The organism is Aliiroseovarius sp. Z3 (assembly GCF_029105185.1).
Classification (GTDB): domain Bacteria; phylum Pseudomonadota; class Alphaproteobacteria; order Rhodobacterales; family Rhodobacteraceae; genus Aliiroseovarius.
Map to the genome: position 1 here is coordinate 12728 of NZ_JAFMZK010000002.1, position 14674 is coordinate 27401.

Sequence of the window (14674 nt, forward strand, 5' to 3'; positions counted from 1 at the left end):
TCAGGCTCTTTCCTCTAGTTTCCGTAAACCCAGCCCGGTAGCCACAGTGCAATCTCGGGGAACAGGATGACCATTGTCAGAGCCAATACCATCACCAGCACGAAGGGCAGGATCGAACCATAGATATCGCGCAGTGTGATTTCTGGTGGCGCCATCGCGCGCATCAAAAACAGGTTATAGCCGAAGGGGGGCGTCATATAGGCAATCTGAGTCGTGATCGTATAGAGCACACCATACCAGATCAGATCGAACCCCAGCGCAGAAACCAACGGCACGTAAAGGGGGGCAACGATGACCAGCATCGCCGTGTCGTCCAGAAATGTGCCCATCAGGATGAAGCTCAGTTGCATCAGGATCAGGATCACCCATGGGTTCAGGCCCAGCCGTTCGGTGAATAGGGTCTCAATCGCCTTGACTGCGCCCAGCCCGTCAAACACAGCCCCGAAGGCCAGTGCGGCAAGGATGATCCACATGAACATGCAGCTGATGCCAAGGGTCATTCGCACGGACGTTTCAAACACCTCGCGCGTCATGCGGCCTTTCAGAACGGCCGCCATGAACGCGGTCAACGCCCCGATGGCCGAGCTTTCCACCAGCGATGTCCAGCCATTGACGAAAGGCACCATCATCGCGGCGAAGATCACCAGCGGCAACATTCCGGCCCGCAACAGCGCCAGCTTTTCGGACATGGGGATGTCGCGTTCTTCCTTCGGAAGCGCCGGGCCAAGGGACGGGTTCAGGTGACAACGCACGGCGATATAGATGATGAACATCGTCGCCATCATCAGGCCGGGCAAGACGCCTGCCAGCCACAACTGCCCCACCGGTTGACGTGCGATCATGGCATAGAGCACAAGCACCACCGACGGGGGCACAAGGATGCCCAGCGACGATCCGGCCTGAATGACCCCCGTCACCATTTTCTTGTCGTAGTTCCGTTTCAAAAGTTCAGGCAGGGCAATCGTCGCGCCAATGGCCATGCCCGCGACGCTTAGCCCGTTCATGGCCGAGATCAGCACCATCAACCCGATGGTCCCGATAGCCAGCCCGCCTTTCAGCCCGCCCATCCAGACGTGGAACATCTTGTAGAGGTCATCCGCAATCTTCGATTCCGACAGCACGTAGCCCATGAAGATGAACATTGGCAGGGTCAGCAGCGGATACCATTTCATCAGCTTCATCGCGGATGAGAACGCGATGTCATAGCCGCCCCGGTCTCCCCACAGCACCAGCGCGGCGATGACGGCCACAAACCCGATGGCGCCAAACACGCGCTGCCCGGTCAGAAGCATCGCCATCATGGTCGCGAACATGAAGATCGCAATCATCTCATACGACATTGTCGATCTCCTCGCCGCGCAGGCGCAGTATGTCTTTGAACAGCTCGGAAAGGGCTTGCAGCAGCATCAGCGCGATGCCGGTGCACATGATCACCTTGATCGGCCAAAGGTATGGGCGCCACGCGGTTGGGCTGCGCTCGCCCCCGTATTTGAAGGAATAGGCTGTGCTGTCGATCCCGCCCCACAAAAGCACACCCAGATAGAAGATCAGGAACATCACCGTGATCGTGTCGACGGCGGCTTTGCGACGGGTGCTCCACCCACCATACAGAAGGTCCATCCGCACATTCGATCCCATCTGGATCGAGTAGGGGCCGCCGAGGATGTAATAGGCGACCATGGCGAACTGCGCCATTTCCAGCGTCCAGAGCGATGGGTTGAAAAAGGTCTTCGAGATCGACGACCACAACAGGATCGCCATCATGGCGAAGATGCCATACATGGTCACGCGCCCGATGCGATAGTTGATCTGGTCAACAATACTGATGAATTTGCGAAGTGCAGTCATGTTTTGACAGATTCCGATGAGGTTAGGTGTGCCATGACCTGTGTCAGTGTTTTTGCGAGGTGATCGGCCATGGCTTCGGCAGTTGCGGGCGTGTCGATCAGATCGTTGCGAATTTCGATCATGACATTGTCCAGCCCACGCGCCTCGGCATGTTTGGCCAGCGTATAGGTCACACCGTCGCGGGCGGCGTAAGGTTCATTGATAGCAGTGCGATAAGCGCCCCGGGTCTGCTCAATTTCGACAGCGGCTGTGGCGACTTTGCTGTTCCTGTCGTGCAGATATCCGATGTCCAAAGTCCGGCGCTGACCGTGGTAAACTGGTGTGAAGCTGTGAATCGTAATCAGCAGAACAGGTGTCTCAGTGCGGCTGCTTTGTTGGTCAATCGCCTGATCGACGACGGCGTGAAACGGCGTATGGACCACATTGAACCGATGCTGTTTCGCGGCGGGGCTCAGGTTCGCATTGCCGGGAATGTCGAACACTTCGCTGCGGGCCGGAATGCAGTCGGGGGCTTCCAAAGGGCGATTGCAATCGTAGACCAACCGCGAAATCTGCCCCGCAACCAGGGGCGCATCAAGCAAGGCGCTTAGACGCTTGGCGACATCCAAGGCGCCAATATCCCAAGCGGCATGAGAGTTCAGCGCATCGTCCGCCAACCCAAGGCTTTCAAGTTCTGGCGGGATGAATTGGGATGCGTGTTCGCAAACAAGCACGACGGGAGCTGTTCCCGCAGCCCCTATCAGCGCAGCCGCTGGCCAAACCTCTCTGAGCATATTTCTTGCCCCCCCGTTTCGCGTTGTGTAATTATCACTACAACAAGTCCGCTTGTGTCAAGAAGTATTCTGTAGATATTATTACAGTACGATTTTTGCTGATTGAAATGGTGACAAATGGGAAAGAAGCCTCTCGTCAAAGATCAAATCCGCGAAAAGCAGGATGAGCTGACCGCGGCTGAACGGCGTCTGACGGCTACGCTTCTGGATGATTCTCTGGTGGCGGGGTTGCAGTCGATCACCAAGCTGGCCGAAAGCGCCGAGGTTTCGACCCCGACAATTATCCGCTTGGCCCGCAAGCTTGGCTATCAGGGCTTCCCAGACCTGCAAGACGCCATCCGCGAAGAGATCGCCGCGCAGATGAAAGAACCACTGGCCAAGCTGGAAACGGCAGAGCTGTCGGCGGGCAAAGATCACATCATCAGCCGGTTTGCAGAAGCCGTATCGCGTAACATCAATCGCAGTTTAGAGCGTCTGGATCTGGAAGAATTCGACAAGGCAGCGGCCCTTTTGTCCGATTTGAACCGACGGCTATACCTGCTGGGAGGTCGGATCACCCGATCCAATGCCCATTATTTTTTCAACCACCTTCAGATTATCCGGCCCGGTGTAACGCAGCTGGATTTTTCGCCCAGCGTTTGGCCGCAATCGCTGCTGGACATGGATGAAAACTCGACGCTGATCGTATTTGACATCCGGCGATATGAAAAAGAACTGGAGCGTCTGGCCAAGCTTGTGGTCGATCAAGGCGCGAACATTGTGCTGTTCACGGACCAATGGGGGTCGCCGATTGAACGCTACGCGACCTTCTGTTTTCGCAGCATGGTCGAAGTGCCATCAAGCTGGGATTCCACGCTCGCCATCAACTTCCTGATCGAGGCGCTGGTTGCTGAAATCCAAAGCCGTAGTGACAGTGCGGACCGGATTGCGGCCCTGGAGGACATGATTGGCGAATCTCGAATATTCCGCAGCAACTGATGCCTTGCCGGCGTGCTGGCAATCAGGTGATGATTCAGTTGGTTTCAGGCTTGTCGATCAGGCCCTGCATCTTGCCAATCGCCGCGCGCATAATGTCTTCAAGCCCAATCCGCACTTTGTCTGCAAACGCAACAAACTGCTCCATCGCAGGTTGGACGGCGGGGAAGCGTTCGCCGATGGTCGGCGCGAAGATGTAGAGAATGGCCAGCAAACACGCCAGAACCACGACAAGAATAAATCCTCGGCGAAACCCGCCTGCTGCGACTTCGGCACCGTCGGCAGGGTCGATGACGACGTCGCCTGTCTCGTCCGCTGGCGCATCAAGCGTCGAGTTGATCTCTTCTATATCGGGAAGAACATTCCGCGCTTTGATGTCATCGGATGTGGGGGCGGTTTCGTCTTCAATCGCCGCCTGTTCATCCGCCATTGTCTTGCTGATGTTGTCGGCGGTTGAAGCCGGGGCGTCGTCCAGTCCAAGGTCGGGCTGAGTTTCCAGCCCCTCCCGCTCGCTCTCGCGGGCTTTGAGCTCCCGCTCGGCTTCTTCTTGCAGGATGCTGCGGACGCCGTCATCCAACTGCCGCGCTGGCGTGCCCGCCACGGGACCGTCGCTAACAGCAGCGTCTTCGGCAGAGGGCTGGGCCGATGCGTCGGCCGACATTTCGTCGGTGTCCGCCATCACCTCATCGTCAAGATCATCAATGTTGTCGAAGGGGGATTGTGTTGTGCCCGCTTCTGCGCTGGGTGGCAACTGGAACCACCCATGCCCACAGTTGGAACACTGAACGTCGCGCCCGTTCTCGGGCATTACACGGTCATCTACTTCGTACTGCGCGCCGCAACTTGGACAAACCAGACGCATATGCTTTCCCCGATCCCCGGCATTCGACCCGGGTTTTCCCTGCCATTTCAGCTTCAATATGCCTGTTTCACGGCGAAAATCAAACCTTTGCAAGCTGTGCATTGAAACAAATGCATAGCTGAGGCAAAACTGTCGCCAAACAATGACGAGGGCATCAAGTGATCGAGCTGGAACAAGTGTCCTACGGATATGGGGACCGCACTCTTTTATCCGATATTTCCATGAAACTTGCGCCGGGTTCGTTTCACTTCCTGACCGGTCCCTCGGGGGCAGGGAAAACGACGCTGATCAAACTGTGTTATGCAGAGTTGATCGCATCCCAGGGGCGCGTGTCATTGTTTGATCAGGATGCCCAGCGGATGACGCGGGATGATGTTGCGAAGGCGCGCAGGCGCATCGGCGTGGTGCATCAGGACTGTCAGTTTCTGGACCATTTGAGCGTTGCCGAAAATGTATCGCTGCCGTTGACGGTGTCCGGGCGCAGCCTTGAAAACCCGTCCGAGCTTGATGACCTGCTTGCCTGGGTGGGACTGACGGGGCAAAGCGACGCCAAACCTCCGGAACTGTCGGGTGGAGAACGCCAAAGGGCCGCCCTGGCCCGTGCCGTGGTGATGTCGCCCGATGTTATTTTGGCAGATGAGCCTACGGGAAACATCGATTGGGACATGTCGCTCAGGCTGCTCAAACTGCTGGTCGAGCTGAACAAGATGGGTAAGACGGTGCTGATTGCCACCCATGACATGAACTTGATCCGATCCGCCAAAGCACAAATCCAGGCCCGGGTGTTGCGCATTTCGAACAGGCAGCTTCAGCTTGCAGGAGCAGACTTATGAACGTGCGGTTGAACACGCTGATGCATTTCATTGCAGGTGATGCCCAGGCGGATCGCGTGGTGCCGCCAACAGGCTACACCGCGCGATTGACGGTATTTGCGGCCGCGTCGATGGCGTTTCTGGCTGTGTTTGCGCTGGCGCTGTCCCTGGCCACGGGCCGTGTGGCAGATCGGTGGGGCGAGGCGCTTGCGAAAAGCTCGACCATCCGCATCAATGCGCCGGTCGACCAGATGGATGCGCAGGTGCTGGCGGTGATGGAAATCCTGGCAACAACGCCGGGGATCAAGGACGCCCGCCCGCTCGGCGACGACGAACAACGCGCCTTGTTAGAGCCGTGGTTCGGCCCTGACTTGCCGCTGGACCAACTGCCCATCCCAAAGCTTATCGAAGTGGTCGAAGACAGCGACGGGTTCGATGCCGATGGGCTGCGGGCACGTCTTGCAGGTGAAGCGCCGGGCGCGATCCTTGACGACCACACGCGGTGGCGCGAGCCGTTGGTGCGGGCAGCAAAACGACTGCGGGCGCTGGGCTTCGTAGCCATTGTCCTGATCGCGGCTTTGTCTGGTGTGGTGATTACCTTGGCCGCTTCGGCGGCGCTGGCAGCGAACGAACAGGTGATCCGGGTTTTGCGTCTTGTCGGCGCACGGGACAAATATATCGCCCACGCGTTTGTGCGCCGCTATACACTCCGGGCGCTGGGCGGTGCATCCGTCGGCACGGTGTTGGGCGGATTGGCAATCCTTTTGATGCCGTCGGCGGGTGACCAAGGGAATTTCCTCACGGGTTTAGGGTTCGAAGGCTGGCAATGGTTGTGGCCATTGCTGATCCCACCCCTCGCCGCCCTGGTCGCCTTTGTTGCGACGCGGCAGACAGCCCAGACTGTATTGCAGGAGAAACGATGATGCGCCACGCTATTCAATGGCTTCGATCGCTTGTGTTCATTGTTCAGATGTATCTGATGATGGCGGTGTTGGCTGTTTTCTTCACACCGCTGGCGTTTTTCAATCGCGACTATGCCTTTTCTGCGATCCACACATATTGTCGTTGGGTGCGCTGGACCGCAGGTTGGATGGTCGGATTGAAAACAGAAATCCGTGGCAAGGTGCCAACGGACGAGGTGGTGATCGCGTCAAAGCATCAGAGCTTTCTGGACATCATCATGATCACCTCGGCGGTGCCGCGCCCAAAATTCATCATGAAAAAGCAACTCAAATGGGCACCGATCCTGGGCTATTATGCCTATCGCATCGGCTGTGTGGCGGTTGATCGCGGCAAGCGCGGCGCGGCGATTAAACAGATGTTGGCGGATGTGAAGTCAGGGACGGCTTTGCCGGGGCAGTTGATTATCTTTCCTCAAGGCACGCGGGTCGGGGCGGGTGAAACCAAGCCATACAAGATCGGAACTGGAGTTCTGTACCGGGAAACCGGGCAACCCTGCGTGCCGGCTTCAACCAATGTAGGCGTGTTTTGGAAGCGCCATGGCATCATGCGCTATCCGGGTCTGGCTGTGGTCGAATTTCACCCAAGGATCGAGCCGGGACTGGAATTGGAGGAGTTCATGGAACAGTTGGAAGAAACCGTCGAATCCGGCTCGAACGTCCTGATGCGCGAGGCGGGTATGAAGGTGGTGGAATGATGGATTTCCTGAATACGGTTGAAGACCTCGAGGCGCTCTATGGCACCCCGGTCGAGATGTCAGTTAGAAAAGTGACCGATCACCTCACATCCGCCTATCGCACCTGGATCGAGGCGTCGCGGTTTTGCGTTCTGACGACAGTGGGGCCGGAAGGCACAGATGGCAGCCCGCGGGGTGATGATGGGTCTGTCGTGGCGATCCTTGATCCGCAAACTCTTGCGCTGCCGGACTGGCGTGGGAACGAACGTATCGACAGCCTGCGCAACATCGTCCGAGATTCACGTGTCTCGCTGATGTTCATGGTGCCGGGATCAAACAACGTGATGCGTGTGAATGGCGACGCTCGGCTGACGGCTGATGCCGATCTGCGGGCCAGGTTCGACAAGGGCGGCAAGCAACCCCGCGTGGTGATCGTGATCCGTATTCACGAGGTCTATCCCCAATGCGCGCGTGCCATCGTGCGATCAGGGTTGTGGTCATCCGGGGGTGACACTGTCGGGTTGCCAACAATCGGCGAGATGATGACGGACCTGACGTCCGGCGCGTTCGATGGTGAAACCTATGACAAGGAATGGCCAGAGCGCGCTAAGTCCACTTTGTGGTGATCCTGTGATCAGCCACCTGATGATGGATGTTGACAGTGCTGAAAACGTAGACGCAGCTTTGGCCAGTGGATGGCGCGCATATCATTGGACAGGGGACGAACGCTTGCGGGATGTTGTCAGCCGTCTTGCAAGCCGGTGAACTGCTCGAACGCCTCACGCGCCTTTGCGCTATAGGCGATGGACGGGCCGCCGCCCATGTAGGACGCCATCGCAAGCGCCTCGTTCAATTCGTCCAGTGTTGCGCCAAGACGCACCAATGATCGCACATGAAAGCCGATGCAACTGTCACAGCGTGTCGAAATGGCGATGCCAAGCGCGATGAACTCCTTGGTCTTTTCGCTCAGTGCGCCGTTGGTCTTGGCGGCAGAGCCCATTTGGGCGAAGCCTTTCATCGTGGCAGGCGTGTCCTTCGCAAGATGATGGATGTTGCCTTCGACCTCGGCCAAGAATGCTTTCCAGTCCACAGGCGTCTCCTTCCAGGGTGTTGTTAAGCGGTCAGACCCTTGGACCCCATTTTCAGGAACTTCTCGCGGCGTTCTTTCTTCAGCGCGTCACCCTTCTGGCGCTTTTTCAGGGCTTTCAACTCGGCCTGGATTGCTTTGCCGACCGCTTCAATGGCTTCACTGCGCCCACGCTGCGCACCGCCCAGAGGTTCGGGGATAATCTGGTCGATCACACCCAGTTGTTTCAGGTCTTGCGCGGTCAGGCGCAGGGCTTCAGCGGCTTCGCGCATCTTCTCGGCATCTTTCCACAGGATCGACGCGCAGCCTTCGGGGCTGATCACCGAATAGATCGAGTGCTCCAGCATCATCACCGTGTTGGCGGTTGCCAAAGCCACAGCCCCACCCGAACCGCCTTCACCGATGATCACCGAGATCACGGGCGATTTGACATTCAGGCTGCGTTCGGTTGACCGGGCGATGGCCTCGGATTGGCCGCGTTCTTCCGCACCTTTGCCGGGATAGGCGCCGGGGGTGTCGACCAGCATCACGATGGGAAGGCCGAACCGGTCGGCCAAATCCATCAGGCGGATTGCCTTGCGATAACCTTCGGGTCGCGCCATACCGAAATTGCGTTCGATCCGCGATTTCGTGTCATTGCCCTTTTCCTGCCCCATCACGACGACCGGGATGTCGCCCAAACGGGCAAGCCCACCCATCACCGCGTGGTCGTCCGCAAAGTTACGATCACCGGCCAGAGGCGTGTATTCGGAGAACAAGGCTTCGATATAGTCTCTGCAATGCGGCCGGTCCGGGTGGCGCGCAACCAGACATTTCCGCCAAGGCGACAGGTCTTTATAAAGCTCCTTGAGAAGGGTGTCCGCCTTGGCATCCAACGCCTTGGCCTCACCTTCCACATCCATCTCTTCGTTTGAACGGGCAAGGGCGCGAAGCTCCTCGGCCTTGCCTTCGATTTCAGCCAGCGGTTTTTCAAACTCAAGATAGTTGGTCATGGCCCTGCCCAATTGCATAATGTTCATGCCTATATGCCGCTTGCCGCGCGGCAATACAACTGTTGCCCACGTCGTCCGCCCCGCAAATGGGCAAGATTTATGCAGTGTCGGCAAAGTAAGAATAACGGGAAAGAGCAAGAGGAAGCCGCCATGCGTTACGAAGACCGTTTGCTGCGGGTGCTGACCTATATCCATGACAACCCTGATGGGGACTTGTCGCTGGATCAGTTGGCGGATGTCGCCGCCATGTCGCGGTTTCACTGGCACCGCGTGTTTCATGCAATGACGGGTGAGACATGTGCACAGGTTGTGCGTCGGATGCGTCTGCATCGGGCGGCGGGGCGATTGGTTCGCGAGCAAACGGCTGTGGACGAGATTGCGCAGAATTGCGGTTATCCCAACCCGCGCAGTTTTGCCCAGGCGTTTCGTGCCTCGTACGGCGTGTCGCCTATTGCCTTTCGCAAGACCGGTCAGCTGGACGCGCCGGCGCTGTTACAACGAAAAGGAGACATAGCCATGCATCCCGTGGAAATTCGCAATCACAAACCACGACGACTCATCGGTTTGCCGCACAAAGGTGCCTACATGGCGATCGGCGAGAAATTCGAGTCTGCGGCCGCAATGATCGCAGCGCGCAATCTGTGGGATCAGTGCGGACCGATGATCGGGGTTTATTTCGACGACCCAGACGCCGTCGACGAAAGCGACCTGCGCAGTTTTGCCGGGGTGGAATGGCGCGGGGATCAGGAACCGGACGGGTTCGAAAGCGTTGACATAAGAGGCGGTCGCACAGCGGTCATGACCTACAAAGGCCCCTATGCCACGCTGAAATCCGGATATGACGCGCTTTATGGTGTCTGGCTGCCCCAATCAGGCGAAACCCCGGCGGACTTGCCCTGCTACGAGGTTTATTTGAACGACCCACGCGAGACCGCGCCGGAGGACTTGCTGACTGACCTTTGCATGCCTTTGGCATAGGCCAGCAAGGTGGCGGTGTGAAGCCGCCACCTTGCCCAGTGTCGCGGTCAGCTGTTTGCAATCAGCTCGGCTTGGGCCACGATAACTTCAGCCTGTTTGATCGAAGCAATATCCACCAAGCGGCCTTTATAGACCGTGGCGCCTTCGCCGTTGGCTTTTGCCTGCTCCATCGCTGCAAGGATTTCGCGCGCTTCGGACACGGCCTCGTCGGACGGGGTGAACACCTCGTTCGCCAATGCGATCTGCTTGGGGTGGATCGCCCATTTGCCCACCATCCCGAGCGTGGCCGAGCGTCTGGCCTGTGCGATATATCCTTCGTCGTCCGAGAAGTCGCCAAACGGGCCGTCAACCGGCAGGATGCCATGGGTGCGGCAGGCGGCGACGATGGCGGCCTGTGCCCAATGCCACGGATCGGACCAGTGCTTTTCGCCCTCGCGCAGCATGTAATAGTTTTCCTGTGTCCCACCAATGCCTGTGGTCTGCATCCCCATCGAGGCAGCGAAGTCGGCGGCCCCCAGAGACATGGCTTGCAGCCGCGGGCTGGCAGCGGCAATCGCTTCGACATGCGCGATGCCTGCGGCGCTTTCGATGATCACCTCGAAGCTGATCGGTTTGGTGCGTCCTTTCGCGCGTTCGATGGCCGTGACCAGGGCGTCCACGGCATAGATATCCTCGGCACAGCCCACTTTCGGGATCATGATCTGGTCCAGTCGGTCGCCCGCTTGTTCCAGCAGGTCGACCACGTCGCGATACCAATAAGGCGTGTCCAGCCCGTTGATCCGCACCGACAGATACTTGTTGCCCCAATCGACGGTATTGATCGCCTCGATCGCGTTGGCACGAGCCACGTCCTTGTCCGAAGGGGCGACGCTGTCCTCAAGGTCGATGTTGATCACATCAGCGGCTGAGGTGGCCATCTTGGCAAACAGCTTGGTGTTCGAGGCGGGGCCAAACAGCTGACAGCGGTTCGGGCGGGCAGGGGCGGCAGGTTGGATGCGGAAGGACATGTGGCGCCTTTCGGTAATGAAGTTGCGATTTCTTGACCGCAATCGTTATTAAATTACCGCGCTATCCGCAAGATCATTTTGCAAGCGCAGAATCTTTGATTTGCGGCGGTGCAGAAAGCAGGGATTCTTGCGCGTGCACGGTTTTCAGAGAAGATTGTCCGAGGATTGCACAAGTTCACGAAATAATATTCGAAACTCTTTCAATTTCCCGCCGAGTTCGCAAGATATTTGATGCAAAATTCGTGAATTATTCCGCCGTTAAACTTCCATGAGGGCGCGATCATGATCAAGACACCATATCTTCTGTTTCTGGGCGATGCGCCCGATCAACTGGCGGCAAAGGTTGCACAGGGCATCAAGGACTGGCGACCCGAAAACGCTGTGGGTCAGTATCGCATGGACGGTTGCAAGGCTGATCTGGGTTTGACGGACATGACCTTGCGCGAAGCCAAGGCGGCTGGGGCCAAGACGCTGGTGATTGGTGTGGCCAACCGGGGCGGCGTGATCTCGCAAGCCTGGAAAAAGGTGCTGGTGATGGCGCTTGAGGAAGGGTTTGACTTGGCTTCGGGCCTGCACAACCTGTTGCGCGACGAACCTGATTTGGCTGCCGTGGCAGAAGCCACCGGGCGCGCCTTGCATGATGTACGCCTGCCCGAAGTGCAGTATCCGATCGCCAATGGCAAGAAACGCACCGGCAAACGCTGTCTGGCGGTGGGCACCGATTGTTCGGTCGGCAAGATGTACACGGCGCTGGCGATGGACAAGGAAATGCGGGCACGTGACATGAACTGCACTTTCCGTGCCACCGGGCAAACGGGTATCCTGATCACCGGCGACGGTGCCCCCTTGGACGCCGTGGTTGCGGATTTCATGGCGGGATCGGTTGAATACATCTCGCCCGACAATGACGCAGATCATTGGGATTTGATCGAGGGGCAGGGATCGCTTTTCCATGCCTCGTATTCCGGTGTCACCATGGCGCTGATCCATGGCGGTCAACCCGACGCGCTGATCCTGTGCCACGAGCCGACGCGCGAGCATATGCGTGGCCTGCCGGACTATAAGCTGCCAACGCTGGAAGAGCTGTGCGATGTCGCGCTGACGATGGCCAAGGTGGTGAACCCGGCCTGTCAGGTCATCGGCATTTCGGTCAACACGCAACATATGTCCGAGGATGACGCTGCATCCTATTTGGCGGAGCTTGAGGCCAAGATGGGTCTGCCTGCCACCGATCCGTTCCGTTTCGGGGCGGGCAAGCTGGTGGATGCGTTGGCCTTGGTTTAGTCTGCCGGTTCGGATGTGAGGAAGTAGCGATGAAGATTTCAACCACGGCAGACGTCTTCAAACTGGCGGAAGTGTTTACCATCTCGCGCGGGTCGCGAACAGAAGCGAAGGTGCTGACGGTTCGGGTGCAGGATGGCGATCATCAGGGGTGGGGCGAATGTGTGCCCTATGCGCGCTATGATGAAACGTTGGACAGCGTGACCGAGCAGATCATGGGGTTGCCTTCCGACGTGACCCGCGCGGCGCTTTACGATCTTCTGCCCGCAGGAGCCGCCCGGAATGCGGTCGATTGCGCCTTGTGGGATATGGAAGCCAAGCGCGCAGGCAAACGGGTGTGGGAGCTGGCCGGCTTGCCTGCCCCAAGGCCCGAAATTACGGCCTACACCCTATCCTTGGCCGAACCTGCCCAGATGCAGGCACAGGCGGCCAAACACGCCCATCGCCCGCTTCTGAAAATCAAGCTGGGCACGCCGGACGATATGCCCCGGCTGGAAGCCGTGCGTGCCGGTGCGCCTGACGCCCGCATCATCATCGACGCCAACGAAGGCTGGTCGGCCGAGGTTTATGCCGACCTTGCCCCGCATCTGGTGCGGTTGGGGGTGAGCCTTGTCGAACAACCCCTGCCCGCTGGCGAAGACGAGGCGTTGATCGGGATGGACCGCCCGGTGCCGGTCTGTGCCGATGAAAGCTGCCATGACCGCGCGAGCCTGCCCAAGCTGAAGGGCAAGTATGATGTGGTGAACATCAAGCTGGACAAGACCGGCGGGCTGACCGAGGCTTTGGCGCTGCGCGACGCGGCCTTGGCGGAGGGCTACAAGGTCATGGTGGGCTGCATGGTTGGGTCATCGCTGGCGATGGCACCGGCAACGCTAGTGGCGCAAAGGGCGATGGTCACGGATCTGGACGGGCCGCTGTTGCTGGCCGAAGATCGCGACACGCCGCTTTTGTTCGACGAAAAGGGGGTTCACCCACCTGCGGCAGCACTCTGGGGGTGACGGTCTAGCTGCGCCCGGCGATCTGGGTCAGGAACACGCCAAGCCCCATGACCGCGATGCCGGATATCCGCCAGAAGGTCAGCGGGCTGGGTTGCGCACCGAACAGGCCGAAATGGTCGATGGCTGCAGCCGAGATCAACTGGCCTAGAAGGACGAAGAACACAGCGTTGCCGATCCCGAAACTGGGCGCCACCCATGTGATCGTCAGCACATAGAAGGCGACAAGGCAGCCTGCAAAAAACAAATGTGGGGGCGACCCGACGGCCCCTTTCAGCGACCCGCCGGACAGAAGGAACACAACCAACGTGGTTAGAAGGGCCACCAGAAAAAGGATCACCCCGGCGGCGACAGGCGACCCCATCCGCTGCCCCAAGGCGGCATTCAGGGCGGCCAGAACAGGGATGCCAATCCCGGCGGTCAGCATGACGGCGGCAGATTGTGTCGCAGTTGGCATTGGATTTCCCTTTTGCATCTTTCACGGACCCGAGTATCAACAGCCAGAACAGGAAACGCCGCGCGGGTCAACGCACCCGTAACGTCATACCAAGGAGACCCGACATGACCCGCACCGTTTACGTGAACGGAGACTATTTGCCCGAGACCGAGGCGAAAATTTCGATCTTTGACCGTGGCTTTCTGTTTGCCGATGCCGTTTACGAGGTGACGAGCGTTCTGAACGGCAAACTGATCGCCTTTGACGGCCATGCCGAACGGCTGAAGCGGTCGCTGAGCGAGTTGGACATGGACAACCCGATTTCGACCGAAGACCTGCTGGAGGTTCATCGCGAACTGGTCCGCCTGAACGAGATCGACGAGGGTCTGATCTATCTGCAAATCTCACGCGGGGCGGCGTCGGATCGCGATTTCGCCTTCCCCGACCCGGCAGAGGTGAAGCCGACCGTGGTCCTGTTCACTCAGTCGAAGCCCGGTCTGGCTGAAACCGTGAAGCCGATGAAAGTCATCTCGATCGACGATATCCGCTGGGGCCGTCGCGACATCAAAACCGTGCAACTGCTCTATCCGTCGATGGGCAAGATGATGGCCAAGGCGGCAGGGGCGGACGACGCATGGATGGTCGAAGATGGCTATGTTACCGAAGGCACATCGAACAATGTCTATATTGTGAAGGACGGCAAGATCATCACGCGCGGCTTGTCCAACGACATCCTGCACGGGATCACCCGCGCCGCCGTGTTGCGCTATGCCGAGGAAGCACAGATGGAAGTCGAGGAGCGTAACTTCACCATTGAGGAAGCGCAGAACGCGGATGAAGCGTTCTTTACCTCGGCTTCGGCCTTCGTAATGCCGGTGGTGCAGATCGACGACAAGGCGCTGGGCGATGGCAATCCGGGCCGTGTGGCGCTGCGCCTGCGCGAGATTTATTTGGATGAAAGCCTGAAAACAGCGATGTGATCGAAAAGCGCC

At 58.4% G+C, this 14674-nt stretch carries 17 protein-coding genes; 9 read left to right on the plus strand and 8 right to left on the minus strand.

Going from position 1 to position 14674, the window contains the following annotated elements; all coding sequences use genetic code 11:
* Nucleotides 1-14: 14 nt before the first annotated feature.
* Genes J3R80_RS02975 through J3R80_RS02985 form a run of 3 tightly spaced genes read right to left on the minus strand, consistent with a single transcriptional unit; the run spans nucleotide 15 to nucleotide 2621 of the window.
* Entirely contained in the window at nucleotides 15-1340 is a 1326-nt protein-coding gene (locus J3R80_RS02975; protein WP_275392279.1) for a TRAP transporter large permease subunit, read from the minus strand.
* A complete protein-coding gene (locus J3R80_RS02980) occupies nucleotides 1330-1848 on the minus strand; it encodes a TRAP transporter small permease subunit (protein WP_275392280.1) in 519 nt (172 codons plus the stop codon). The genes J3R80_RS02975 and J3R80_RS02980 overlap by 11 nt, the downstream gene beginning before the upstream one ends.
* Nucleotides 1845-2621, minus strand: coding sequence for an N-formylglutamate amidohydrolase (locus J3R80_RS02985; RefSeq protein ID WP_275392281.1), 777 nt, complete (start codon nucleotides 2619-2621; stop codon nucleotides 1845-1847). The genes J3R80_RS02980 and J3R80_RS02985 overlap by 4 nt, the downstream gene beginning before the upstream one ends.
* Nucleotides 2622-2738: 117 nt before the next feature.
* Here J3R80_RS02985 and J3R80_RS02990 point away from each other — a divergent pair, with 117 nt between their 5' ends.
* The gene (locus tag J3R80_RS02990; protein ID WP_275392282.1) at nucleotides 2739-3599 is read left to right on the plus strand and encodes a MurR/RpiR family transcriptional regulator; all 861 of its coding nucleotides are present in this window, start codon (nucleotides 2739-2741) and stop codon (nucleotides 3597-3599) included.
* Between the two features lie 34 nt (nucleotides 3600-3633).
* On the opposite strand, the gene J3R80_RS02995 is transcribed toward J3R80_RS02990, so the two are convergent.
* Nucleotides 3634-4560 (minus strand): zinc-ribbon domain-containing protein, encoded by a 927-nt coding sequence (locus tag J3R80_RS02995; RefSeq protein ID WP_343075811.1) that lies wholly within the window; start codon nucleotides 4558-4560, stop codon nucleotides 3634-3636.
* 56 nt (nucleotides 4561-4616) lie between these two features.
* On the opposite strand from J3R80_RS02995, the gene J3R80_RS03000 reads away from it, so the two are divergent.
* The 4 genes from J3R80_RS03000 to J3R80_RS03015 are packed head-to-tail and all read left to right on the plus strand — an operon-like array spanning nucleotide 4617 to nucleotide 7532.
* Nucleotides 4617-5291, plus strand: coding sequence for an ATP-binding cassette domain-containing protein (locus J3R80_RS03000; protein ID WP_275392284.1), 675 nt, complete (start codon nucleotides 4617-4619; stop codon nucleotides 5289-5291).
* Nucleotides 5288-6193, plus strand: a complete 906-nt coding sequence (locus tag J3R80_RS03005; RefSeq protein WP_275392285.1) for an FtsX-like permease family protein — start codon at nucleotides 5288-5290, stop codon at nucleotides 6191-6193. Before J3R80_RS03000 ends, J3R80_RS03005 begins: the two co-directional genes overlap by 4 nt.
* On the plus strand, nucleotides 6193-6927 hold the full coding sequence (locus J3R80_RS03010) for a lysophospholipid acyltransferase family protein (protein WP_275392763.1): 735 nt from the start codon (nucleotides 6193-6195) through the stop codon (nucleotides 6925-6927). The genes J3R80_RS03005 and J3R80_RS03010 overlap by 1 nt, the downstream gene beginning before the upstream one ends.
* Nucleotides 6927-7532 carry a pyridoxamine 5'-phosphate oxidase family protein gene (locus J3R80_RS03015; RefSeq protein ID WP_275392764.1) on the plus strand — a complete coding sequence of 202 codons (606 nt, stop codon included), beginning with the start codon at nucleotides 6927-6929 and terminating at the stop codon, nucleotides 7530-7532. Before J3R80_RS03010 ends, J3R80_RS03015 begins: the two co-directional genes overlap by 1 nt.
* 116 nt (nucleotides 7533-7648) lie before the next feature.
* Here the strand turns inward: J3R80_RS03015 and J3R80_RS03020 are convergent, their stop codons facing one another.
* A complete protein-coding gene (locus tag J3R80_RS03020) occupies nucleotides 7649-7996 on the minus strand; it encodes a carboxymuconolactone decarboxylase family protein (protein ID WP_275392286.1) in 348 nt (115 codons plus the stop codon).
* 23 nt (nucleotides 7997-8019) lie between these two features.
* A complete protein-coding gene (locus J3R80_RS03025) occupies nucleotides 8020-8985 on the minus strand; it encodes an acetyl-CoA carboxylase carboxyltransferase subunit alpha (RefSeq protein WP_275392765.1) in 966 nt (321 codons plus the stop codon).
* Nucleotides 8986-9135: 150 nt separating this feature from the next.
* On the opposite strand from J3R80_RS03025, the gene J3R80_RS03030 reads away from it, so the two are divergent.
* Nucleotides 9136-9963 carry an AraC family transcriptional regulator gene (locus J3R80_RS03030; RefSeq protein ID WP_275392287.1) on the plus strand — a complete coding sequence of 276 codons (828 nt, stop codon included), beginning with the start codon at nucleotides 9136-9138 and terminating at the stop codon, nucleotides 9961-9963.
* A gap of 47 nt (nucleotides 9964-10010) precedes the next feature.
* Here J3R80_RS03030 and J3R80_RS03035 read toward each other — a convergent pair whose 3' ends face one another.
* Entirely contained in the window at nucleotides 10011-10970 is a 960-nt protein-coding gene (locus J3R80_RS03035; protein ID WP_275392288.1) for an L-malyl-CoA/beta-methylmalyl-CoA lyase, read from the minus strand.
* Nucleotides 10971-11252: 282 nt separating this feature from the next.
* Between J3R80_RS03035 and dgcN the strand changes: the two genes are divergently transcribed.
* A complete protein-coding gene (dgcN, locus tag J3R80_RS03040; RefSeq protein ID WP_275392289.1) occupies nucleotides 11253-12254 on the plus strand; it encodes an N-acetyltransferase DgcN in 1002 nt (333 codons plus the stop codon).
* Between the two features lie 29 nt (nucleotides 12255-12283).
* Nucleotides 12284-13249: an N-acetyl-D-Glu racemase DgcA gene (gene dgcA / locus J3R80_RS03045; RefSeq protein WP_275392290.1), complete on the plus strand. Its 966-nt coding sequence runs from the start codon at nucleotides 12284-12286 to the stop codon at nucleotides 13247-13249.
* Nucleotides 13250-13253: 4 nt separating this feature from the next.
* On the opposite strand, the gene J3R80_RS03050 is transcribed toward dgcA, so the two are convergent.
* On the minus strand, nucleotides 13254-13703 hold the full coding sequence (locus tag J3R80_RS03050) for a DMT family transporter (protein ID WP_275392291.1): 450 nt from the start codon (nucleotides 13701-13703) through the stop codon (nucleotides 13254-13256).
* 104 nt (nucleotides 13704-13807) lie between these two features.
* Here J3R80_RS03050 and J3R80_RS03055 point away from each other — a divergent pair, with 104 nt between their 5' ends.
* Complete coding sequence (locus J3R80_RS03055) at nucleotides 13808-14662, plus strand: D-amino-acid transaminase (RefSeq protein WP_275392292.1); 855 nt, start codon at nucleotides 13808-13810, stop codon at nucleotides 14660-14662.
* Nucleotides 14663-14674: the final 12 nt, after the last annotated feature.

Excerpts from the sequence above, each read along its gene's own strand:
- J3R80_RS02975 (WP_275392279.1), bottom strand. The coding sequence starts at position 1,340 with ATGTCGTATGAGATGATTGCGATCTTCATGTTCGCGACCATGATGGCG.
- J3R80_RS02980 (WP_275392280.1), bottom strand. The coding sequence starts at position 1,848 with ATGACTGCACTTCGCAAATTCATCAGTATTGTTGACCAGATCAACTAT.
- J3R80_RS02985 (WP_275392281.1), bottom strand. The coding sequence starts at position 2,621 with ATGCTCAGAGAGGTTTGGCCAGCGGCTGCGCTGATAGGGGCTGCGGGA.
- J3R80_RS02990 (WP_275392282.1), top strand. The coding sequence starts at position 2,739 with ATGGGAAAGAAGCCTCTCGTCAAAGATCAAATCCGCGAAAAGCAGGAT.
- J3R80_RS02995 (WP_343075811.1), bottom strand. The coding sequence starts at position 4,560 with ATGCACAGCTTGCAAAGGTTTGATTTTCGCCGTGAAACAGGCATATTG.
- J3R80_RS03005 (WP_275392285.1), top strand. The coding sequence starts at position 5,288 with ATGAACGTGCGGTTGAACACGCTGATGCATTTCATTGCAGGTGATGCC.
- J3R80_RS03010 (WP_275392763.1), top strand. The coding sequence starts at position 6,193 with ATGCGCCACGCTATTCAATGGCTTCGATCGCTTGTGTTCATTGTTCAG.
- J3R80_RS03015 (WP_275392764.1), top strand. The coding sequence starts at position 6,927 with ATGGATTTCCTGAATACGGTTGAAGACCTCGAGGCGCTCTATGGCACC.
- J3R80_RS03025 (WP_275392765.1), bottom strand. The coding sequence starts at position 8,985 with ATGACCAACTATCTTGAGTTTGAAAAACCGCTGGCTGAAATCGAAGGC.
- J3R80_RS03030 (WP_275392287.1), top strand. The coding sequence starts at position 9,136 with ATGCGTTACGAAGACCGTTTGCTGCGGGTGCTGACCTATATCCATGAC.
- J3R80_RS03035 (WP_275392288.1), bottom strand. The coding sequence starts at position 10,970 with ATGTCCTTCCGCATCCAACCTGCCGCCCCTGCCCGCCCGAACCGCTGT.
- dgcN (WP_275392289.1), top strand. The coding sequence starts at position 11,253 with ATGATCAAGACACCATATCTTCTGTTTCTGGGCGATGCGCCCGATCAA.
- dgcA (WP_275392290.1), top strand. The coding sequence starts at position 12,284 with ATGAAGATTTCAACCACGGCAGACGTCTTCAAACTGGCGGAAGTGTTT.
- J3R80_RS03050 (WP_275392291.1), bottom strand. The coding sequence starts at position 13,703 with ATGCCAACTGCGACACAATCTGCCGCCGTCATGCTGACCGCCGGGATT.
- J3R80_RS03055 (WP_275392292.1), top strand. The coding sequence starts at position 13,808 with ATGACCCGCACCGTTTACGTGAACGGAGACTATTTGCCCGAGACCGAG.